The following is a 21386-nucleotide window of genomic DNA, read 5'->3' as shown; positions in this document are numbered from 1 at the left end:
CTTGCAGCAACGCCCCGAAAAACAACAACAAGAGGAGCACCCCCACATGGCCAGTCACCCTGCACGCACGGCGGGTTCACCGTCGGCGCTGAGAACCTTCTTCGTCTCCGGCATGGGCACCGCCCTGGAGTTTTATGACTTCGTGATATACGGAACCGCCGCCGCGCTGGTGTTTCCCAAGGTGTTTTTTCCGCAGATGGATTCGCTCACCGCGACGCTTGTAGCCTTTGGCGCGTTCGGCGCGGGGTTCTTCGCCCGACCGTTGGGCGGCATGGTGTTCGGGCACTACGGCGACAAACTCGGCCGGCAGAAAATGCTCGTTATCACGCTGTTGTTGATGGGCCTCAGCACCTTCCTGATCGGTTGCTTGCCGGGCTACGCAACAATCGGCGCAGGCGCGCCGGCGTTACTGGTGCTGTTGCGGCTGGTACAGGGATTTGCCGCCGGGGGCGAGTGGGGCGGGGCCGCGCTGTTCGGCATCGAATCGGCGCCCGTGGGGCGTCGAGGGTTGTGGGGCAGTTTCACCAGCATGGGCATCGGCATTGGCGGGATTCTCGGCTCAGCCGTGTTTGCCGTGGTCAGCGTGGCGGCGAACGATGATCTTGCCGGTTTTGCCTGGCGCATTCCGTTCTGGCTGGGCGGTGTGCTGGTGCTGATCGGGCTGTATGCGCGGTTGCAGAAACCGGCGCAGTCGCTGGGCGAGTCGAAGGGACACGGGCGCATGCCGTTGATCGAAGCGTTGCGTGCGCGACCTCGGGCCATGTTGCTGTGCACCGGCATCGCGTTTGGCTACGTGACCATCGCCTACATCGGCAGCACGTTCTTTCTGTCCTACGCCACACAACTGGGTTACGGCAGCACCGATGCATTGATTTTCGACATCGCTTTATCGGTTGCCATTGTCATCACTGCGCCGCTGTTTGCCTTGCTCTCCGACCGTATTGGCCGGCGCAAGGTGATGATCCTCGGGGCATTCATCATGGCAGCCGGGTTCTTCGTGTTTTTCCCGTTGGTGGGGCTGAAAAGCCTGTTGGTATCGACGTTCGCCTACATCGTGATCGGTGCGTTCATGGGCGCAACGCAGGGGCCGATCCCGGCGTTCCTGGCCGAGCAGTTCCCACGGGACATGCGTTATTCGGGGATGTCGGCGGCGTACCAGATCGGTGCCGCGTTGGGTGGCGGGACGGCATCGAGTGCGGCCACGGCCATTCTGATTGCCAACAACCACAATGCGTTTGGCGTTGCGGTTTACGGGGCGGTGGCGCTGGGGATCGTGGCGGTCTGCTCGTTCTTTCTCAAGGAAACCGCGCATTTGAGCCTGGAGGAAATCGACGCGCCATCGGGCGGCGCGTCGAGCTCTGCGCCGGTGCCGGGGCGTTTGCAAACACCCTGACACCGGCATTCAGGGTCACGCCGAAAGGTGTTCGTAGAGAATCGTCGCACCGACGATCATCAGCACCACGCCACCGACGATTTCCGCACGCTTGCCGACCACGGTGCCGAGCACCCGACCCAGCATCACGCCAATGGTGACCATGGTCATGGTCGCCAGGCCGATGGCGCCAGCGGCCACCCAGATGTTCACATCGACGAATGCCAGGCCGACGCCGACGGCCAGGGCGTCGATGCTGGTGGCCACGGCGGTGACCGCAAGAATGAAAAACGAGTGCTGACCGGGTTTTTCTTCTTCGGCTTCCTCATGCTTGAGGCCGTTGTAGATCATGTGCAGGCCCAAAGCGACGAGCAGGGTGAAGGCGATCCAGTGGTCCCAGCTTTCCACCCAGCGGGTGGCGGCCTGGCCGATGAACCAGCCGATGACCGGGGTGATCGCTTCGATGACACCAAAGATCAGACCGGTGCGCAGGGCTTCGGTCAGGCGTGGTTTGTGCAGGCTGGAGCCCTTGCCGATGGCGGCCGCGAAGGCATCCGTGGACATGGCGAGTGCGAGGAAGATCAGGGAAACAGGATTCACGGGCAATACTTCCAGTCGGGCCATGAGTCAACGACACAACCACACGCCCGACTTTCGGCATGGATGTGTCGTCGGTCTCACCAACCCGAAGGTGTTCGCACCACGGCATGTTGCCGAATATGTTGATACGAACGCTTCCGAGGGGCTCGGAAGCAGGTTACTCCCCAACGAAGGCCCGGATCATAGGCAGGCAAACATGAAAATTTCGTTAAATGCCCGGCGCGGGTTCTGTTGATCCCGCAGGGATTCGCAACTCGGCGCACAACCCGCCTTCAGGCCGGTTGTACAGCTGCAAGGTGCTGCCGATCTTGCTCACGATCATCTGCACGATGGCCAGCCCCAGACCCGCGCCATTGGCGTGGCCCTCGCTGTAGAAACGTTCGAACAACCGCGCATATTGCTGCTCATCGATGCCGGGGCCGGCATCTTCGACGCTGATCGACACCGAACCGCAGGCCTGTGGCTGCACCTGAACCCGCACATCGCTGCCGGGCGGGGCGAAGTTCAGCGCATTGGTTACCAGATTTTGCAGAGCGATGGCCAACGCCACCGGATCGGTATCCACCGGGCAGTGATGGTCGCTGTCGAGGATCAGTTCGACGTCTTTTTCCAGGGCCAGTGGCGTCAGCTCGGCCAGCTCCTCGCGCACCAGCGCGGTCAGTTCGACGCGGGCGTTTTGCGGGGACGCCAGACGCGGTTCGATGCGCGCCATGGTCAGCAACTGGCTGGCGATGCGTGTGGCGCGATCCACGGCGCTCACCAGAAACTCCAGCGCTTCCTCGCGCTGTTGCGGGGTGTTGGCCAACTGCGCGTTCTGCGCATGAATCCGCAGGATCGCCAGCGGCGTGCGCAATTCATGGGCGGCGTCGGCGATAAAGCGTCGCTCCCGGGCCAGCAGGTTGTCGATCTGTTGCAGCAGGCGGTTGAGCGCGGTCTGCATCGGCTCCAGATCCTGGGGCAGGGGGCTCAGGTGCAGGGGTTTCAGGGTGTCGGTGTCGCGGCCGCGAATCGATTGGGCCATGGCCCGCAACGGCTGCAAGCCCCAGCCGATGGCCAGCCAGATCAAAATGGTCAGCAGCGGCACGCCGATCAGGCTCGGCCACAGGGTATGGCCGACGATGCGGGTGATCAGGTCCTGGCGGATGTCGTCGCGCTCGCCGACCCAGATCAGCAAGCCTTGTCGCGGGTCCTGGAGCAGGAAGGCGCACCAGTCGCGACCGTTCTCCATCAGGTCATGGGCGCCGAGGGTGGCGGGCGGTGCATCCAGAATCGGCGCTTCGGCCGAGCGCATCAGCAACTGGCCGTCGTTGCGCCAGACCTGAAAGGTCAGCCGCGTCTCGTAGGGATGCGCCGCCTCGCCATCGCCGTCACCGTCCCGGCTCATCGCCTCGTCGAAGGCCTGATGCAGACGCTCCCAATCGTTGTCGCCGGGTGCGCGCTGGGCCAGCACGCCTTGCAGCAGGCGCGCACTTTGCGCCAGTTGGGCGTCGTAGATTTCTTCGATTTCGTGGTGGCTGTAGCGCAACACCGCCCAACTGATCAGCACATCGCCGAGTAAAACCAGAAACAGCACCGGCAGCAGAATTCGTGCGCGAATCGAGTTCATGGTTTGAGCTCCACGACGTAACCCACGCCGCGCACGGTGCGGATCAGCTCGGCGGAAAGTTTCTTGCGCAGGTTATGGATCAGCACTTCCAGGGTGTTACTTTCGACCCGTTCCTGCCAGCCGTACAGCGTGCGCGACAGGCGTTCGCGGGTGACCACTTTGCCGGGGCGGGCCATCAGTTGATGCAACAGTTGATATTCCATCGGCGTGACCACCACCGTGCTGCCGCGCCAGGTGACTTGCTGGCTGATCGGGTCGAGGCAGACGCCGGCGTGTTCCAGCACCGGTTGCGCACGACCCTGACTGCGCCGCAGCAAGGCACGGATGCGTGCCTTGAGCTCGTCGACATCGAACGGCTTGACCAGATAATCGTCAGCGCCGGCGTCCAGCCCGGCGATGCGTTCGGCGGTGCCGTCGCGGGCGGTGAGGATCAGCACCGGTAAATCATGCTGGCTGGCGCGCAATTGTTGCAGCAACGCCAGGCCGTCGAGCCTTGGCAGTCCGAGGTCGAGCAGCAACAGATCGAAGCTTTCGCTGCGCAATGCATGCAGTGCACTGACGCCATCCTGCAGCCAGTCGAGGGTGTAGCCCTCATTGCTCAGGGCGACGCGGATGCCCTGGCCGAGGGCGCGGTCATCTTCGACCAGAAGTAGGCGCATGGCATTTTCTCTGTGGGAAATCGGGCGCGTGTCCGGCGGCATCATGCCGCTCGCCTTGCTGCCGTGGCAGCCCCAGCGCCGGCGAAGATGTTACGACTCGTTGCCAACTAAGCTTTCGTTAAGCTTGGTTTTGCACAGTGAGGCCTTTCCCATCCAGCGAGAGTGCTTCCATGCGCAAACTTGTGCTGTTGTCCCTGATTGTCGCCAGCCCCCTGGCCGTCGCCGGCCCGCAATGCACCACGGCCGAACGTTCGCAGTGGCAGGACCAGAAGGCGTTTCAGGAACAGCTGAAATCCCAGGGTTACGAAATCAGCAAGTTCAAGGTCACTGACGGCAACTGCTACGAGATCTACGGCTTCGACAAAGACAAGCGCAAGGTCGAGATCTACCACGATCCGGTCAGCGGCAAAGCGGTGAAAACCGAGATCAAGGGCTGATGCCACGGGAGTCCCTGCGCCTCTGGGACCCGGTGGTGCGGGTGTTTCACCTGTCCATCGCCGGGGTCTTTGCCGCCAACTACTTCTTCAATGAAGCCGGTGACGACTGGCATGTCTGGCTCGGTTATTACGCCATGGGCTGGCTGCTGGTGCGTCTGGTGTGGGGATTCGTCGGGCCGCGCAGTGCGCGCTGGTCGGACTTCTGGCCGACGCCGTCACGGCTGGCGACCCATGCCCGGTCGCTGATTGCCGGGCGGCCCGAGCATCGTCTCGGGCATTCGCCGATTGGCGCGCTGGTGATGATCGCGATGCTGCTGGCGATGCTGACTGTCGGTGTCAGTGGCTGGGCCATGGAAGAAATCGATGCCCTGTGGGGCGCCGACTGGCCGTTGCAAGTCCACGAAACCGCCGCCGACGCCTTGCTGGCGCTGGTCATCGTGCACATCGCGGCCGCGCTGTTTGAAAGTGTTCAAGTGCGCGACAACCTGCCGTTGTCGATGCTCACCGGGCGCCGGCGTCGTTTGCCGGACGATCCGGGCCCGTGACAGGGATGTCCTTTCGATGGTTTGCCATCTCGTAACTGCCATGAGCTGCCTATGCGTGCCTTGTCCTTTCGTTTGAGATTCATCGTCGCCGCGCTCGCCGTGAGCCTGATTTTTATCGCGGCGTGGCGCAGTCACCCGGAGCATGTGCTGGCGCCGTTCGCGGTTGAAACGCCTGCGCACCAGGCTTCGGCCAATGCGGCCGAACCGATGTACAGCAGCCGTTTCGTGTCCTCGGAACTGGATGATTTTGTGCACTCGTCTTCGCTCACCGCGCTGCCCGGCGGCGACCTGATGGCGGTGTGGTTCGCCGGCTCCCGCGAAGGCGCCGCCGACGTGCAGATCCGCACCGCGCGCTACAACGCCAAAACCGCAGAGTGGGGCGCCGAACAGGTGCTGGCCACGCGCGAATCCACCGTCGCCGGCACCCAGCGCTACATCCGCAAACTCGGTAATCCGGTGATCGCCCTCGCGCCGGATCAGCGTTTGTGGATGTTCTACGTGTCGGTGTCCGTCGGCGGCTGGGCCACCAGTGCGATCAACGTGATGGTTTCCGATGACCTGGGGCGCAACTGGACGGCGCCGCGACAGCTGATCATCTCGCCGTTCTTCAACATCAGCACGCTGGTGCGCGCTGCGCCGGTGTTCCATGCCGATGGTTCGATTGGGCTGCCGGTGTATCACGAGTTCATGGGCAAGTTCGCCGAGTACCTGTACCTGAGCGCGGATGGCGCGGTGATCGACAAATTCCGCATCAGCCGGGGCAAGCATTCGTTGCAACCGACCATCGTGCCGCAGGACGAACGCCGCGCCGTGGCGATGCTGCGTTATGCCGGTGAAACCCATCACAAGGTGCTGGCCAGCCGCACCGAAGACGCCGGGCAGACCTGGAGCGAACCCTATCCGCTGGAACCGGCCAACCCCAACTCGTCGCTGGCGGCGGTGGGCACGGCTGATGACGGTTTGCTGGTGGCGCTCAATGACCTGCGCGACGGTCGCTTCAAGCTCAGCCTGTACGGCACCGATGCCAACCTCAACGACTGGCGCAACGTGATCGAACTTGACCAGTCGCCCGATCCCCTCGGCCAGCCGTTTTCGCCCGAGGCTTACAAGGCAATCATCGGCGAAGGCTTTCGCGCTTCAAGCGGCGCTCAGCGTTTACCGCTGGAGCAACGTTTCCTGAGCAACCTCGACTACCGCGTGTGCAAGCCAGAAGGCTGTGAATTCGAGTACGAATACCCGTACTTCAGCCGTGGCAGCGATGGCCTGTATCACCTGGTTTATTCCTGGAACAACACCTTCATCAAACATGTCAGCTTCAACGATGCCTGGCTGGCGGAGCGCCTGTGATGCTGTTTCTCTGGCAAGCCCATTTGAGTTTCATCCTGCTCGGTTTTGTTTTGCTGGGTTCCTTTCAATTCACCCAACGCTGGCGTCCGTGGCTGTTGCCGACGCTGGCACTGGTCAGCTTCATTCCGCTGGGCGGCCTGCCGCTGGCGGCGTATGTGCGCAGCTTTACCGATGATCTGGCGATTACCACGCTGGTGTTGCTTGGCTGGGCCGCGTTGTTGCGCCTCGGTGTGGTTCCTCAACTGAAACCGCTGACACGGGGCCAGATTCTGGGACTGTTCGTGGTGCTGACGGCGCTGTTGTACCCGGCGACGATGGGCCTGACCTATGTCGATCCTTACCGATGGGGCTTCAATCCACGGCCGATGATCGTGGTTGTCGGGTTGGCGACTCTGGTGCTGTTGTGGCTGCGTAACTCGCTGGGTGTGGCAATGCTGGCGCTGGCCACGTTGGCATTCGCGCTGCGCCTCAAGCCTTCGGAAAACTACTGGGATTACCTGATCGACCCTTTGCTGGCGGGTTATTGCCTGATTGCCGGTTTCGCATTACTCGCCAAAGCAGCGTGGCAACACCTGCAATCCGAACGAACAACACAGAGGTAAACGATGGGGTGGTTGCAATCGCGTCGCCTGCGCTATGGCGTGGGCGCGACAGGTCTGGCGTTTCTGCTGTTTGCCTTGCTGCGACTGGTGTTCTTGTTCTGGTTTTCCGGGGTGGATGCCACGCAGTTCTTTGCCGATCCGCAATGGCTGCAAACCCTGGGCATCGGTTTTCGTTTCGACCTGAGGCTGGCGCTGTTGCTGGTGCTGCCATTGGCGGTGCTGGCGTGGCTGCCGCGCTGGAATCTGACCACGGTGCCGCTGTTGCGCGGCGTGGGCCGGGTTTATCTGTTGCTGGCGTTGGGTCTGATCGGTCTGGTGTACATCATCGACTTCGGCCATTACGCCTACCTTGGTGTGCGGATCAACGCCACGGTGTTGCGTTATCTGGGCGATGCGCAGATCTCGCAGCAGATGGTCTGGGAAACCTATCCGGTATTCTGGATTGCGCTGGGTTGGCTCGCCGTTCTGGCGCTGTGGTTCTACGGTTTTGTGCGGCTGGAACGGCTGACGCTGGCTCGTGAACCTCGGGTGATTCGTCGCCGCTCGGTCGCGATAGGTGCCGGTGTAGGCGTCGTGGCCGTCCTGCTGGCGCTGTTGGGCCGGGTCGACAAACTCAACCTGGAAAACCCGGTGCCACTGCGCTGGAGCGATGCGTTCTTTTCCGGCAACGGACAGATCGCCGCCGTGGGCCTCAATCCGATGCTGTTCCTCTACGACACGCTCAAGGCCGGGCAGGCGCAGTTCGACGAGGCGCAGGTGCGGGCGCATTACCCGGTGATCTCCCGTTATCTGGGTGTTGATCGACCAGACGCGCAAAGCCTGACATTCGGACGCCGGCAATCCGTGCAGCCCTACAACGTCGCGGCCGAGCGGGCGCCGAACGTGATGTTTGTCATGCTCGAATCCCTGGGCACCAGCGCGGTGGGCGCGTATGGCAACCCGTTGAACCCGACGCCCAACCTGGATCGGCTGGCGAACGAGAGCTGGTTCTTCAAACACTTCTACGTCCCGGTCACCGGCACCGCGAAAACCGTGTGGGCAAGCATCACCGGCGTCCCCGACGTCACCCGGCAGGAGACCGCCACCCGTCATCCGCTGATCACCAACCAGCACACGCTGATCAATGCCTTCACTGATTACCAGAAGCTCTACATGATCGGCGGCAACGCCGGTTGGGCCAACATCAACGCGCTGATCCAGCAAAGCATCGACGGCGTGCGTCTGTACGAAGAGCGCGACTGGCGTTCGCCACGGGTAGATGTGTGGGGGATTTCCGATCTGGATCTGTTCAAGGAAGGCGACGAGATTCTGCGCGCACTGCCCAGGGACAAACCGTTTTTCGCCTACGTGCAAACCTCCGGCAATCACCGGCCGTTCACCATTCCCCGGGACAACGACGGCTTCGAGGTCAGCAATCTGTCGCTGGAGCAAGTGCAAAACGCCGGCTCACGCAGCGTCGAGCAATACAACGCGGTGCGGCTGCTGGACTTCAACATCGGTCGCCTGATGGAACTGGCCAAGGCCGGCGGCTATTACGACAACACGATTTTTGTGTTCTTCGGCGACCACAACACACGCATCAGCCGCATCCCGCACATGCCGCCGGCCTTCGAACAACTGGGGCTGGAAAGCAACCATGTGCCGATGCTGATCCATGCGCCGGGGCTGCTCAAACCGAAGGTGATTGAAGAGGCGGTGGGGCTCGCCGATCTGTTGCCAACCGTGGCGGGCATGGCCGGCGTGGCTTTCGACAACCGCGCCATGGGCCGCGATCTGCAGCAGCCGTCGCCCGAAGGCGAGCGGGTGGTGCCATTGGTGTTGCGCGAGGGGACATTCCCGCTAATCGGGGGGGTGACCAAGGATCACTTGCTGCAAATGCAACACGATGGCAGCGCGCCGACGTTGCATGACCTTAAGTCGGCGACACCGCTGGAGAACGTCGCCGACGCACATCCCGAGGAGTTTCAACGACTGGTCGAGCTGACCCGGGGACTGCATGAAAGCGCACGGTTGATGCTGTATCGCAACGTGCGTTGACGGCCCTCTCTCGATGAAAGAGGGCCGCCCCGGTTTCAGGTGTGATGGATGTCGCGATCCTTGGTTTCCGGCATGAAGAAGATGCCGAGAATCGCCGTCATCACCGCGATGACAATCGGGTACCACAAGCCGTAGTAGATATCCCCGGTGGCCGCGACCATCGCAAACGCCACGGTCGGCAGGAACCCGCCGAACCAGCCGTTACCGATGTGGTACGGCAGCGACATCGAGGTGTAGCGGATGCGCGCCGGGAACAGCTCGACCAGCCATGCGGCAATCGGGCCGTAGACCATGGTCACGTAGATCACCAGGACGGTCAGCAGCAGCAAGACCATCGAGTAATTGGTCTTGGCCGGATCAGCCTTTTCCGGGTAACCGGCTTCTTTCAGCGCGGTGCCGAGGCTGGCGGTGAAGGCGTCGTTGCGGGTCTTGAAGTCAGCGGCCGGCATGGCAGTGCCTTCGAAACTTTCGATGACCTTGTCGCCGATGCGCACCTGGGCCACGGTGCCCGGTTCCGCCACCACGTTTTCGTACGGGATCGCCCGTTTGGCCAGGATGGTTTTCGCCAGGTCGCAGGAACTGGTGAATTTGGCCTTGCCCACCGGATCGAACTGGAACGAGCACTGGTCAGGGCTGGCGACCACTTTGACCGGGTTCTTCTCCTGAGCGATGAACACGTCGGGGTTACCGTACTGGGTCAGCGCGTGGAAGATCGGGAAGTAGGTCACCGCCGCCAGAATGCACCCGGCCATGATGATGCCCTTGCGCCCGATGCGGTCGGACAGGCTGCCGAAAATCACGAAGAACGGCGTGCCGATCAGTAACGAACCGGCGATCAGCAGGTTGGCGGTCTGCGGGTCGATCTTCAGGGTTTGCAGCAGGAAAAACAGCGCGTAGAACTGCCCGGTGTACCAGACCACCGCTTGCCCGGCGGTGCCGCCGAGCAGGGCCATGATCACGATTTTCAGGTTGTCCCAACGGGCGAAGGATTCGGTCAGCGGCGCCTTCGACGCCTTGCCTTCGGCCTTCATTCTCATGAACACCGGCGACTCGTTCAGTTGCAGACGGATGTACACCGACACCGCCAGCAGCAGGATCGACAGCAGAAACGGAATCCGCCAGCCCCAGGCCTCGAACGCCTCGGTGCCCAGCGCCGTGCGGCAAGCCAGAATCACCAGCAGCGACAGAAACAGCCCGAGCGTCGCCGTGGTCTGAATCCACGAAGTGAAATACCCGCGTTTGCCCTTCGGCGCATGCTCGGCCACATAGGTCGCCGCGCCGCCGTATTCACCGCCCAGCGCCAAACCTTGCAGCAGTCGCAGGGTAATCAGAATGATCGGCGCCGCGACCCCGATGGTCGCGTAACCCGGCAGGAACCCCACAATCGCCGTCGACACGCCCATGATCACAATCGTGATCAGAAACGTGTGCTTACGCCCGATCATGTCCCCCAACCGCCCGAACACCACCGCTCCAAACGGCCGCACCGCAAAACCGGCGGCGAAGGCGAGCAGGGCGAAAATGAAGGCCGTGGTCTCGTTGACCCCGGCGAAGAAGTGCTTGGCGATGATCGCGGCGAGCGAGCCGTAGAGGTAGAAGTCGTACCACTCGAAGACCGTGCCGAGGGACGAAGCGAAGATGACCTTGCGCTCCTCCTTGCTGACACTGTGGTGCGGATGCGGCGCACTGCCGGTGGACATGCTGTCGAGTACGGCCATGGGGGTTCTCCGTCGTGCTTGTTGTTATAGGCCGGAGCACTTCATCAACGTCGCGTACCCGAGGCCTTTGGCTGATGCTGGAGCAGGTGATTCGTGGAGCGTGCACAGACTCTCGACCTCGCGGGAGGGCGGGGTTTCTTTGAGCATAATTGGGTTCTGTTGGATGTCCACCCGACGAAATTTGGGCGTGGCCGGATGCTCACCGGCGCATGACCTGTGGGAGCTGGCCTGCCAGCGATGACGTGCGATCAGACAACATCCATGTTGAATTGATCGGCCTCATCGCTGGCAGGCCAGCTCCCACAGGGTTTGGCGATGCTCGGCGGGTTATTCCGTCGGCACGACGTTATCCAGCACCTGATTCACCGCCAGTTCCGCCAGCATCACGATCTGCGCGATGCCTTGTGCGGTTTTGCGGTGGGGGCCTTCGAGGAGGTCGACGAAGTTGTTGAGCATGACGTTGGCCGAGCCCAGGGTTTCGACGGCGTCGGCGAGCAGGGATTCGGTGTTGCTGGCCGGGTTGGTCTGGTAGAGGCGGTTGGGGGAGTAGGGCGCGGCCATCATGTGGGCTGATATCGGGCCGAGGTGGTAGTCGAGGGCGCGGTTGGCGGCTTCGTTGAATCTCTTGGAGTCAGGGCATTCGTAGGGAGAGGTTGGGTCGGTGATGCTGGCCGGTTCGGTGACCGGAGGATTCGGTGTAATTTTGAACATGTTCATTCTTTTCCTGTTTTGAAGCCGCCAGACCCGAGCTACTAAACAGGGGTGGAGGCAGCTGTGCGCAGGTTAGTAGACCGGGGAAAAGAAGAAAGCCGGCGTGCCCGGGGGCACCCTACGCACAGCCACCATCAAATCCAGGTATGGGAATACCTGACTGACAGACACCTGTGCACTCTTCAATTACCAACGGGCTACTAAACCCGATCACTGCGAATCAGTGACCCGATCCAAGTTACCGGCCGACCCCAGGGCGCACAAGCCGGCGGATTCTGGCGTAGCCGTAGGCTCTGGCGCAAGGATTTGTGGGCAATTGCGCGTAACTTCAGGTGTCTCTAAACGCATGCATCGAAACATGTTTATTGGCCCACAAAACACACTGAAACATCCGTCAGAACCAGCCCCGAAAACCGCCATGGCTTCAATCCCGCCGCCGTGTCTGTAAACTGGCCGCCCGAAACGGCGCGCGATGGCGCCGTCCTCACTGCCAGCGAAGGACTTTCCCATGGCCAACCAGGACATCACCTACACCCCGGACCCGGATGCAGACTCGATCTCTTCGGACGTGACCGAATTCAACGGCATCCTGATGTCGACCCAGATTCCTACCCGTGCCGACGGCAGCCTGGAACTGGGCGACGTCACCGCGCAAAGCGAATGCACGTTGCAGGCGCTGAAAGTCGCGCTGGAAAAGGCCGGCAGCTCGATGGACCGCGTGCTGCACCTGACCATTTATCTGACCGATATGGCTGATCGCGCCGCGTTCAACGAGGTGTACAAGCGCTTCTTCGCCAAGCCATGGCCGGTGCGTGCGGCGGTTGGCGTGGCGGCGCTGGCGGTTGAAGGAATGAAGGTGGAAGTGACCGCGATGGCCGCGAAGGCCTGATTCAGCCCCGTGACACTTCTTCCTGTGGGAGCGAGCCTGCTCCGGGCGGCGATCCGACGATAGCAGACTGTCAGTTGATAAAGATGTTGACTGATTCACCGCAATCGCGAGCAGGCTCGCTCCCACAAGGTTATTGGGTGTTTGCGGAATTTATGTTTACTTCCCTGCAGAGACAGGGCTGATCGAAAGCTGCCACCCGGCAGCACAGGCGTGCCGGCCACGCGTTTCGCGGCTACAATGCGCGCCTCGACCGTGACAGCCTGACTAAAAACTATATATGTCCTTGCCCAAACATCACCTGGAACTGCTCAGCCCCGCCCGTGACGTGGCCATCGCCCGCGAGGCCATCCTGCATGGCGCCGACGCGGTGTACATCGGCGGCCCGAGCTTCGGTGCGCGCCATAACGCGTGCAACGAGGTGAGCGAAATCGCCGAACTGGTGGAATTTGCCCGTCGCTATCACGCGCGCATCTTCACCACCATCAACACCATCCTGCACGACAACGAACTGGAGCCGGCGCGCAAGCTGATCCATCAGTTGTACGACGCCGGCGTCGATGCGCTGATCGTCCAGGACCTGGGCGTGATGGAGCTGGACATTCCACCCATCGAGCTGCACGCCAGCACCCAGACCGACATCCGCACCCTTGAGCGGGCCAAGTTCCTCGATCAGGCCGGCTTCTCGCAACTGGTTCTGGCCCGTGAACTGAACCTCAAGGAAATCCGCGCGATCGCCGATGAAACCGATGCCGCCATCGAGTTCTTCATCCACGGCGCGTTGTGCGTGGCATTTTCCGGTCAGTGCAACATTTCCCACGCGCAGACCGGGCGCAGTGCCAACCGGGGCGACTGCTCCCAGGCCTGCCGTCTGCCGTACACCCTGAAAGACGAAAAGGGTGGCGTGATCGCCTACGAAAAACACCTGCTGTCGATGAAGGACAACAACCAGAGTGCCAACATCCGCGCGCTGGTCGAGGCCGGTGTGCGTTCGTTCAAGATCGAAGGTCGCTACAAGGACATGGGCTATGTGAAGAACATCACCGCCTATTACCGCCAGCGCCTCGACGACGTGCTCAACGATCGCCCGGACCTGGCCCGCGCCTCCAGCGGTCGCACCGCGCATTTCTTCATGCCGGACCCGGAAAAGACCTTCCACCGTGGCAGCACCGACTACTTCGTCAGCGAGCGCAAGATCGACATCGGCGCCTTCGATTCGCCGACCTTCACCGGTCTGGCGGTGGGCACGGTCGAGAAAGTCGGCAAGCGTGACATGCAGGTCATCACCCACGAGCCGCTGTCCAACGGCGACGGCCTCAACGTGCTGGTCAAGCGTGAAGTGGTGGGTTTCCGCGCCAACATCGCCGAAGCCAAGGGCGAGTTCGAGGAAGAAGGCGAGAAGCGCTACCGCTACCGCGTCGAGCCGAACGAAATGCCGGAAGGCCTGTACAAACTGCGCCCGAACCACCCGCTGAACCGCAACCTCGACCACAACTGGCAGCAGGCCTTGCTCAAGACCTCCGCCGAGCGTCGTATCGGCGTGAGCTGGCTGGCGAAACTGCGTGAAGAGCGTCTGGAACTGACCGTGACCAGCGAAGAGGGCATCAGCGCCAGCGTCGCGCTGGACGGCCCGTTCGGCGTCGCCAACAAACCGGAACAGGCGCTGGAGACCTTGCACGATCTGCTTGGCCAGCTCGGCACCACCGAGTACCACGCGACCTCGATCAAACTGGATGCGCCGCAAGCGTTCTTCATCCCGAACTCGCAGCTCAAGTCGTTGCGCCGCGAAGTGATCGAAGCGCTGACCGCCGCCCGCGTTGCCGCCCACCCGCGCGGTTCGCGCAAGGCCGAGACCACGCCACCGCCGGTGTACCCGGAGGCGCATCTGTCGTTCCTGGCCAACGTCTACAACCAGAAGGCCCGTGACTTCTACCACCGTCACGGCGTGAAGCTGATCGACGCGGCGTACGAGGCCCACGAAGAGGCGGGCGAAGTGCCGGTGATGATCACCAAGCACTGCCTGCGGTTCTCCTTCAACCTTTGTCCGAAACAGGCCAAAGGCGTGACCGGAGTGAAAACCAAAGTCGCACCGATGCAGCTGATTCACGGCGATGAAGTGCTGACCCTGAAGTTCGACTGCAAACCGTGCGAGATGCATGTGATCGGCAAGATGAAGGGCCACATCCTGAATCTGCCGCAGCCGGGCAGTGTGGTGGGGCATATCAGCCCTGAAGACCTGATGAAGACCATTCCTCGGGCTCCGCACTGATTAGCGGGCAATAAAAAACCGGTGACGAACGTCACCGGTTTTTTTATGCCTGCCAGAAACTCAACTGGCTTCGTAGCGCGATCCCGTTGGCGGCGCCGCTTCGCCACTCAACGCGTCGACCATCGGCGGATGTTCCTGCGCGGCCTGACGCAGATCCTCGGTCACCCGCAGCTCGGCGCCAGTTGGCGAGAACGTCGCTGCCGCCGCAAACGGCGCCGGGTTGGCCGGCACCGGACGCTTGCCGCGACGCCAGAAGAAGAACGTCACCATGGCCAGGTTGACCAGCGCGAAGGCCCAGAAAAGACCGGTTTCGCCATGGGTGTTCATCGCGGGCGAAATCAGCAGCGGGCTCATCGCCGAGCCCAACGAGTTGATCAGCAACATGCCCTGAATCATCGGCACCAGTGTTTCGACCGGCGCACGGTCGGCAGCGTGGCTGACTGCAACCGGGTACAGCGCGAACACGCCGCCGCCCAACAGAAACAGCATCGCCGCGAGCATGGCCGAGGACAGCGGCACCAGCACGATCACCAGCGACAGCACGGTGCACGCGGCGCAGAGCACGGTCAGCACTTGCAGGCGATCCTTGCGGTCGGACCAGCGCCCGACCGGGTATTGCAGGAGCATCGCGCCGAGGACCGTCCAGGCCATCATGCTGCCGACTTCGCCGACGTTCAGGCCGATGCGTTGCAGGTACAGCGGCAGCAGGGTGTAGATCGCCGCGATGGTCACGCCGGAGCCGAAGCAGCCGACCAGTCCGGTCGGCGATACGCCCAGCAGCGCCCGTGGCTTGAGCGGTTCGACCTGTTCCAGCAACGGCGACACCCGTGGCAGGATCACGATCGGCAGCACCGACAGGGTCGCGAGCATGCCGGCGACCATGAACGGCGCGGTGTCGCCCAGACCGGTGATTTTCCCCAAAAACGCCTGTCCCAGCACGCCCGCACCGTAGAGGACGATCATGTACAACGCCAGCAGACGCCCGCGAATCTTCGCGTCACCGGCCAGCAGCAGCCAGCTCTCGATTACCAGAAACACGCCGACCGTGGCCCAGCCGTTGATCAGGCGCAGGACGACCCAGCCCCAGGTGTCATAAAACAAACCTTGCAGCAGGATGGTCGCGGCGATCAGCGAGGCGAAGCTGCTGTAGGCACGGATATGGCCGATGCGCAGGATCAGCCGGTCGTTGAAGATTGCGCCCAGCGTCAGGCCGATGAAATAGGCCGAGGACACGATGCCGATCATCGTCGCCGATTCGCCGGCAGCGCCCAGGCGCAGGGTGGTCAAAGAAGACAGAAAGCCGTTGCCCAGAGCAACGATGAAGAGCCCGAGCAGGGGCGCCAGCGCCATGGCCAGCAAACGCGGTGTCATAAAAACCTCAAGTGATCGAACAGCGGAACGTGCGCCTCTGCGCATGCGAGTGCCAAGCCGAAGTGTGTTGAAGACAAGCGACCGCCGAACGGGCAGGACGATTGAGCCTGGCGCACTTCGTGAAAGTGGCCGGCTGTTCAAACCTGAGGGTTGTCATGGCTGCGGGCAGGCGCCGGTCGGGCGACTGCAAGAGGAGGCGCGATTTTAAGCCTTGTGCGGCGTTTGCCAAGGTGCCGGGCCTGCGACGTTGGGACGCAGGCCTCAGGCACGGTCGTTCAGGTTTGGGCCCGGTGCATTCATTCCCGAGTATTTTGCCGCCCCGGCGGTTAGCATGGCGGCATAACAAGTAACTGATGGACCGCATCTTGATCGAACGACGTCAATTCAGCGGTGGCATGAAGGGCAAGAACCTTCGCTACCTGAACGAGCCTTCCTCCGGGGCGGGGCGCATGACCCGTACCGGGTTCGTGCTGCTGGAGCATTTTTCCCTGCCGGCCTTCACCCAGGCGCTGGACACCCTTGTCACCGCCAATCTGCTGCGCCCCGGTCTGTTCTCTACACGCACCTTCGGCCTGAGCGACGGCGAAGTGATCAGCGATCTGGGGCTGGTGATCCGCCCGGATTCACGGCTTGAGGCGAGTGTGTTGCAGGAACTGGATCTGCTGGTGATCTGCGGCGGTTACCGTACGGAATTGAAGGCCAGCGATGAGTTCATCGGTCTGCTGAAAATGGCCGCCGAGGCTGGCGTGTTGCTGGCCGGGTTGTGGAACGGTTCATGGTTTCTGGGGCGGGCAGGGGTGCTGGAAGGGTATCGCTGTGCGATTCACCCGGAGCATCGGCCAGCGCTGGCGGAAATCTCCAAGGCCACCCAGGTCAGCAGCGAGCCCTATGTGATCGACCGCGACCGGTTGACCGCTTCGAGCCCGTCCGGTGCGTTCCACATGGCACTGGACTGGATCAAGGGCCTGCACGACAAAGCGCTGGTCGAAGGCATCGAAGACATTCTGGCGTTCGAGGAGTCGCGCTACCGGCGGATCAAACCCACCGAAAACATCAGCGTCAGCGCGCCGTTGCGCGAAGTGGTGAAGCTGATGGACGCCAACCTCGAAGAACCGCTGGAGCTGGAACAACTGGCGGTGTACGCCGGGCGTTCCCGGCGTCAGCTGGAGCGGCTGTTCAAGGAACAACTGGGCACCACACCGCAGCGTTATTACATGGAACTGCGCATCACCGAGGCCCGGCGTTTGCTGCAACACACCGAGCTGTCGCAGGTCGATGTGCTGGTGGCCTGCGGATTCGTCTCGCCGAGCCACTTCAGCAAGTGCTACAGCGCCTATTTCGGTTATCGGCCGTCCAAGGAAAAACGGCTCGTCAAATGACGAGCCGTTTTCAGGTAGATCTTCAGAGGTGATCGGCGTCGATGATTGCCTTGGCGAAGGTCTGCGGACTTTCCTGCGGCAGGTTGTGGCCGATGCCGCCGTTGATCAGACGGAACTCGTACTTGCCGGTGAAGCGTTTGGCGTAATCCTCGGGCGCCGGGTGCGGTGCGCCGTTGGCATCGCCTTCCAGGGTGATGGTCGGCACGCTGATCGAAGGCGCGGTGGCGAGTTTCTGCTCCAGCGCCTCGTACTGGCTTTCACCCTGCACCAGGCCAAGGCGCCAGCGGTAGTTGAACACGGTAATGGCGACGTGATCGGGGTTTTCCAGGGCCTTGGCGCTACGGTCGAAGGTGGCGTCGTCCAGCGCCCATTTCGGTGAGGCGGTCTGCCAGATCAGCTTGGCGAAATCGTGAGTGTTCTTGGCGTAACCGGCGGCACCACGGTCGGTGGCGAAGTAGAACTGATACCACCATTGCAGCTCGGCCTTGGGCGGCAGCGGATTCTTGCCGGCGGCCTGATTGCCGATCAGGTAGCCGCTGACCGACACCAGCGCTTTCACTCGCTCCGGCCACAGCGCCGAGACGATATCCGCCGAACGTGCGCCCCAGTCGTAGCCGCCGAGCACGGCTTGTTTGATTTTCAACGCGTCCATGAAATCGATCACGTCACTGGCGAGCGCCGCAGGTTGACCGTTGCGCACAGTCTTGTCGGAAAGGAAGTGCGTATCGCCATAACCCCGGGCATACGGCATCAGCACCCGATAACCCTTGGCCGCCAGAATCGGTGCGACTTCGTCGTAGCTGTGAATGTCGTAGGGCCAGCCGTGCAGCAGAATCACCACCGGACCATCGGCCGGGCCGGTTTCGGCGTAGGCCACATCCAGCACGCCGGCTTTCACATGTTTCAACGGGCCGAAGGGCAGGTCGGCGCTTACAGTGGCTGCTACGGTCTTGACCGGCTCCGGTGCCGCCGGCTGAGCGTTGGCGTACGCGCCGAATTGCATCAGGGCGGTGGCGAGAATCGACAGGCCCAGCAGACGACGACGGGTGCTGCCGGTAGCGGTGGTGTGCAGTGCGTGCTTCATGGTCAGGCTCCTTTGCAATCGGCGGGGATGGGGTTCTGGGTGAACCCTTCTGAACTGGAACCCAGTAAAACCTGTTGGTGTATCCGTGCTGTTTCGGTTTTGCTCCCGAGTTGAAGGTGTGTGTATCCGCAGGCATCCCGTACACAGTGCGATACAAATCCGCCGACCATGAAAAAGCCCCGAGGGATCGGGGCCTGGTTGTGTCGCGCTTTTCGCAAGTTCAGGCCTGGGTCACGTGCTTCGGTCCTGCCAGGGCCCAGGCGATCAGTCCCAGTAACGGTACAAACACGATCAGTACGATCCAGACGCCCTTGTTGCTCGATTTTCCTTCGCTCTTGCGTACCCGGTTGATTGCCCACAGTTCGACGAGCAAAAGAATGATGGCCAGTACGATCCACGTGGTTTCGATTTGCATGAGCTACCTCCTGATGGTCATTCGGTTAGGCGGGTGGTGAAACCGAGGGTTCATTAAATTTGCGCCCGACCTGCGTCGGGCAACCTGCACAAATCTTCTAAACGCATCGACGTGAAGCGCGGTAAGTTAGGCATCGAACCCAATTCTCCGGAGCCTTTGCGTGGACAAACGCAACTGGATCGACCTGTCTCAGGATGCCGACACCGGCATCGAGTCGATCCGTGCCCATTTCCGGGGCCATGCTTACGATCCGCACTGGCATGACAGTTTTCTGGTGGGCGTCACCGAGCAAGGGGTTCAGCAGTTCGATTGCCGGCGGGTGCGGCATTTCAGTACGCCGGGCAAGATCTTCATGCTGGAGCCGGGGGAGATCCACGACGGGCACGCGCCCACCGAGGAAGGCTTTACCTACTCCATGCTCTATCTCGATCCGCAATGGCTGGAGCGCGAGTTGCTGGCGCTGTTCGAGCAGGCGCCGGACAACCGCCAGCTCGGATTCGCCGACACCCTGAGCCAGGATCCGCGACTGGCCACTTCCATCAACCAAGCCTTTCAGGCCCTGCATCATGGCGACCTGCGCATCGTCCGGCAGAGCGCCGTCGACCACTTGCTGGGGGCTTTGACGTCCCACCTCGACTGGCGCAAGCGTCAGGCGTTCGATCCACGCTTGCCGCGCGTGGCGCAGGTGGCGCGGGACTATCTGCATGCCCATGCCTTCGAAGACATCGGCCTGGATGATCTGGCCCGGGCTTGCGGGGTGGATCGCTTTCGTCTGACCCGGGCCTTCAAGTCGGCGTTCGGGCTGGCGCCCCATGGCTACTTGATCCAGTTGCGACTGGCTCGGGCCCGGCAGATGCTGGCGCGAGGCGAAACGCCCGCCGACGTCGCCAGTGCGCTGGGATTCGCTGATCAAAGTCATCTCGGCCGCTGGTTTCGCCGCGCCTATCACCTCACGCCCGCGGACTACCGCAAGCGCTGCTCAAACCTTCCAGACTGAACCCTGCTAAACACGGGTTGGCTGAGTGTGCAGGGGTGATTGCCCCGTTTATTGTAGTGTCAGGTTTTCGATACAAACCCGACGAACGGTCGATTCGAACGTTTGACGTCAAAATGATGGCCACTTAACATCGCGCCACTAATTTGATATCACTTTCGTCTCGAGGGATCGAACATGTCCTTACCCGCCCTCGTGGCGAGGTTGTGCCTGGCTTTGCTGTGCCTTTCTCCACTTGATGCTGTATTCGCTGCACCCACCCCCGGTGACACCGACCTGATCCGCGACCGCCAGAACCGACTGCTCGAAGAGCAGCAGCGGCGTCTCGAAGAACTCAAGGACCTGCCGGGCAAGGAAGCCAAACCGGTTCAATCGGCGGCGCCGACCGACACCCGCTGCTTCCCGATCAAGGACATCGAACTCAAAGGCGCCGACAGCCTGTCGGAGAGCGACAAGGCGCACCTGCTCAAGCCTTACATCGGCCAGTGCCTGGGCGTGCCGCAGCTCAACGAACTGCTCAAAGTCATCACCGACCACTACATCGAGAAGGGGCTGGTGACCAGCCGTGCCTATCTTCCACAACAGGACCTGTCCGCCGGGCACCTGAAAGTGCTGGTGGTCGAAGGCAAACTCGAAAGCCTGAAAGGCGCCGAGAACAGCAAGCTGTCCGAGCGTGAGCTGTCGATGGCGTTTCCCGGCAAGGCCGGCGAACTGGTCAACCTGCGCGAGATCGAGCAGATGGTCGATCAGCTCAACCGCCTGCCGTCCAATCAGGCCAAGATGGAGCTCTCGCCGGGCCAGAACGTCGGTGGCAGTGATGTGCTGGTCAACAACACCCCGCAAAAGCCCTGGCGTGTCGGGTTGTCGCGCAGCAACGACGGCCAGCGCAGCACCGGCGAGCAGCAGTGGGGCACCACCTTCGACTGGGACAGCCCGCTGGGCCTGGCCGATCAGTTGAGCCTGCGCGGCGGTCACGATGCGATGACCGACCATCAGCACACTTCCAACAACGCCATGCTCAATTACAACTTGCCGTGGGGCTGGTGGAACTTCAGCTACACCTACAGCCAGAGCGAATACCGCTCGCAGATCGCCGCCAACGGCTACAACTTCAAGCAGACCGGCGACAGCGAAAACCATCAGTTCCGTGCCGAGCGTGTGATCCACCGCGACGCCGTCAGCAAGACGTCCCTCAGCACTGGCCTGTCGTACCTGCGCAGCAACAACTTCATCGAAGACAGCAAACTGCGCCTGAGCAGCAACCGCATCAGCGAAGCGCAGTTCGGCTTCAACCACGGGCGGCGGATCGGCAGCGCCTTCGTCAACTTCGATGCCGGCATGCAGCAGGGCATCG

General features: G+C 62.0%; 19 protein-coding genes. 11 read left to right on the top strand and 8 right to left on the bottom strand.

Annotated elements, in window-relative coordinates:
• The first annotated feature begins 46 nt into the window (after positions 1–46).
• On the top strand, positions 47–1393 hold the full coding sequence (locus DXT77_RS21710; RefSeq protein WP_119429097.1) for an MFS transporter: 1347 nt from the start codon (positions 47–49) through the stop codon (positions 1391–1393).
• A 15-nt stretch (positions 1394–1408) separates the two neighbouring features.
• Here the strand turns inward: DXT77_RS21710 and mntP are convergent, their stop codons facing one another.
• The 3 genes from mntP to DXT77_RS21695 form a co-directional block, all read right to left on the bottom strand.
• Positions 1409–1972 carry a manganese efflux pump MntP gene (gene mntP, locus DXT77_RS21705; protein ID WP_119429096.1) on the bottom strand — a complete coding sequence of 188 codons (564 nt, stop codon included), beginning with the start codon at positions 1970–1972 and terminating at the stop codon, positions 1409–1411.
• A gap of 208 nt (positions 1973–2180) precedes the next feature.
• Entirely contained in the window at positions 2181–3578 is a 1398-nt protein-coding gene (locus DXT77_RS21700; protein WP_119429095.1) for an ATP-binding protein, read from the bottom strand.
• Entirely contained in the window at positions 3575–4237 is a 663-nt protein-coding gene (locus DXT77_RS21695; protein WP_119429240.1) for a response regulator, read from the bottom strand. The genes DXT77_RS21700 and DXT77_RS21695 overlap by 4 nt, the downstream gene beginning before the upstream one ends.
• A 170-nt stretch (positions 4238–4407) precedes the next feature.
• Here DXT77_RS21695 and DXT77_RS21690 point away from each other — a divergent pair, with 170 nt between their 5' ends.
• From DXT77_RS21690 to DXT77_RS21670, 5 genes are read left to right on the top strand one after another with little or no spacing between them, the layout of a single operon-like run.
• A complete protein-coding gene (locus DXT77_RS21690) occupies positions 4408–4674 on the top strand; it encodes a PepSY domain-containing protein (RefSeq protein ID WP_114882494.1) in 267 nt (88 codons plus the stop codon).
• Positions 4674–5219, top strand: coding sequence for a cytochrome b/b6 domain-containing protein (locus tag DXT77_RS21685; protein ID WP_119429094.1), 546 nt, complete (start codon positions 4674–4676; stop codon positions 5217–5219). The genes DXT77_RS21690 and DXT77_RS21685 overlap by 1 nt, the downstream gene beginning before the upstream one ends.
• Positions 5220–5270: 51 nt before the next feature.
• Positions 5271–6566 (top strand): exo-alpha-sialidase, encoded by a 1296-nt coding sequence (locus tag DXT77_RS21680; RefSeq protein ID WP_119429093.1) that lies wholly within the window; start codon positions 5271–5273, stop codon positions 6564–6566.
• Entirely contained in the window at positions 6566–7168 is a 603-nt protein-coding gene (locus DXT77_RS21675) for a hypothetical protein (protein ID WP_119429092.1), read from the top strand. The genes DXT77_RS21680 and DXT77_RS21675 overlap by 1 nt, the downstream gene beginning before the upstream one ends.
• A gap of 3 nt (positions 7169–7171) precedes the next feature.
• A complete protein-coding gene (locus DXT77_RS21670; RefSeq protein WP_119429091.1) occupies positions 7172–9205 on the top strand; it encodes an LTA synthase family protein in 2034 nt (677 codons plus the stop codon).
• Between the two features lie 35 nt (positions 9206–9240).
• On the opposite strand, the gene DXT77_RS21665 is transcribed toward DXT77_RS21670, so the two are convergent.
• Positions 9241–10923 (bottom strand): MFS transporter, encoded by a 1683-nt coding sequence (locus DXT77_RS21665; RefSeq protein ID WP_119429090.1) that lies wholly within the window; start codon positions 10921–10923, stop codon positions 9241–9243.
• 327 nt (positions 10924–11250) lie between these two features.
• On the bottom strand, positions 11251–11634 hold the full coding sequence (locus tag DXT77_RS21660; protein WP_119429239.1) for a DUF6124 family protein: 384 nt from the start codon (positions 11632–11634) through the stop codon (positions 11251–11253).
• Between the two features lie 508 nt (positions 11635–12142).
• Here DXT77_RS21660 and DXT77_RS21655 point away from each other — a divergent pair.
• Together DXT77_RS21655 and DXT77_RS21650 are read left to right on the top strand one after the other, a co-directional pair.
• Entirely contained in the window at positions 12143–12523 is a 381-nt protein-coding gene (locus DXT77_RS21655; RefSeq protein ID WP_065261325.1) for a RidA family protein, read from the top strand.
• Positions 12524–12800: 277 nt separating this feature from the next.
• A complete protein-coding gene (locus DXT77_RS21650; RefSeq protein WP_114882511.1) occupies positions 12801–14789 on the top strand; it encodes a U32 family peptidase in 1989 nt (662 codons plus the stop codon).
• Positions 14790–14849: 60 nt separating this feature from the next.
• Here DXT77_RS21650 and DXT77_RS21645 read toward each other — a convergent pair whose 3' ends face one another.
• Positions 14850–16160: an MFS transporter gene (locus DXT77_RS21645; RefSeq protein ID WP_119429089.1), complete on the bottom strand. Its 1311-nt coding sequence runs from the start codon at positions 16158–16160 to the stop codon at positions 14850–14852.
• 353 nt (positions 16161–16513) lie between these two features.
• Between DXT77_RS21645 and DXT77_RS21640 the strand changes: the two genes are divergently transcribed.
• Positions 16514–17539, top strand: a complete 1026-nt coding sequence (locus DXT77_RS21640; RefSeq protein ID WP_119429088.1) for a GlxA family transcriptional regulator — start codon at positions 16514–16516, stop codon at positions 17537–17539.
• Positions 17540–17561: 22 nt separating this feature from the next.
• Here DXT77_RS21640 and DXT77_RS21635 read toward each other — a convergent pair whose 3' ends face one another.
• Together DXT77_RS21635 and DXT77_RS21630 are read right to left on the bottom strand one after the other, a co-directional pair.
• Entirely contained in the window at positions 17562–18623 is a 1062-nt protein-coding gene (locus tag DXT77_RS21635; protein ID WP_119429087.1) for an alpha/beta fold hydrolase, read from the bottom strand.
• Positions 18624–18843: 220 nt separating this feature from the next.
• Positions 18844–19038 (bottom strand): PLDc N-terminal domain-containing protein, encoded by a 195-nt coding sequence (locus DXT77_RS21630; RefSeq protein WP_119429086.1) that lies wholly within the window; start codon positions 19036–19038, stop codon positions 18844–18846.
• 160 nt (positions 19039–19198) lie between these two features.
• Here DXT77_RS21630 and DXT77_RS21625 point away from each other — a divergent pair, with 160 nt between their 5' ends.
• A complete protein-coding gene (locus DXT77_RS21625; RefSeq protein WP_119429085.1) occupies positions 19199–20035 on the top strand; it encodes an AraC family transcriptional regulator in 837 nt (278 codons plus the stop codon).
• 174 nt (positions 20036–20209) lie between these two features.
• A partial coding sequence (locus DXT77_RS21620) for a ShlB/FhaC/HecB family hemolysin secretion/activation protein (protein WP_147407020.1) occupies positions 20210–21386 on the top strand: 1177 nt, incomplete at its 3' end.

Origin of the sequence: Pseudomonas sp. 91RF, assembly GCF_003576265.1 — a bacterium.
Lineage (GTDB): Bacteria > Pseudomonadota > Gammaproteobacteria > Pseudomonadales > Pseudomonadaceae > Aquipseudomonas > Aquipseudomonas kribbensis.
The sequence above is the reverse complement of the archived record's forward strand: the minus strand, read 5'-3'. Positions and strand labels throughout refer to the sequence as shown.

Bases quoted from the DNA above. Each gene is read 5' to 3' on its own strand.
- DXT77_RS21675 (WP_119429092.1), top strand. From the start codon at position 6,566: ATGCTGTTTCTCTGGCAAGCCCATTTGAGTTTCATCCTGCTCGGTTTT.
- DXT77_RS21695 (WP_119429240.1), bottom strand. From the start codon at position 4,237: ATGCGCCTACTTCTGGTCGAAGATGACCGCGCCCTCGGCCAGGGCATC.
- DXT77_RS21665 (WP_119429090.1), bottom strand. From the start codon at position 10,923: ATGGCCGTACTCGACAGCATGTCCACCGGCAGTGCGCCGCATCCGCAC.
- DXT77_RS21635 (WP_119429087.1), bottom strand. From the start codon at position 18,623: ATGAAGCACGCACTGCACACCACCGCTACCGGCAGCACCCGTCGTCGT.
- DXT77_RS21645 (WP_119429089.1), bottom strand. From the start codon at position 16,160: ATGACACCGCGTTTGCTGGCCATGGCGCTGGCGCCCCTGCTCGGGCTC.
- DXT77_RS21655 (WP_065261325.1), top strand. From the start codon at position 12,143: ATGGCCAACCAGGACATCACCTACACCCCGGACCCGGATGCAGACTCG.
- DXT77_RS21670 (WP_119429091.1), top strand. From the start codon at position 7,172: ATGGGGTGGTTGCAATCGCGTCGCCTGCGCTATGGCGTGGGCGCGACA.
- DXT77_RS21640 (WP_119429088.1), top strand. From the start codon at position 16,514: ATGGACCGCATCTTGATCGAACGACGTCAATTCAGCGGTGGCATGAAG.
- DXT77_RS21700 (WP_119429095.1), bottom strand. From the start codon at position 3,578: ATGAACTCGATTCGCGCACGAATTCTGCTGCCGGTGCTGTTTCTGGTT.
- DXT77_RS21630 (WP_119429086.1), bottom strand. From the start codon at position 19,038: ATGCAAATCGAAACCACGTGGATCGTACTGGCCATCATTCTTTTGCTC.
- DXT77_RS21690 (WP_114882494.1), top strand. From the start codon at position 4,408: ATGCGCAAACTTGTGCTGTTGTCCCTGATTGTCGCCAGCCCCCTGGCC.
- DXT77_RS21680 (WP_119429093.1), top strand. From the start codon at position 5,271: ATGCGTGCCTTGTCCTTTCGTTTGAGATTCATCGTCGCCGCGCTCGCC.
- DXT77_RS21660 (WP_119429239.1), bottom strand. From the start codon at position 11,634: ATGTTCAAAATTACACCGAATCCTCCGGTCACCGAACCGGCCAGCATC.
- DXT77_RS21685 (WP_119429094.1), top strand. From the start codon at position 4,674: ATGCCACGGGAGTCCCTGCGCCTCTGGGACCCGGTGGTGCGGGTGTTT.
- DXT77_RS21650 (WP_114882511.1), top strand. From the start codon at position 12,801: ATGTCCTTGCCCAAACATCACCTGGAACTGCTCAGCCCCGCCCGTGAC.
- DXT77_RS21710 (WP_119429097.1), top strand. From the start codon at position 47: ATGGCCAGTCACCCTGCACGCACGGCGGGTTCACCGTCGGCGCTGAGA.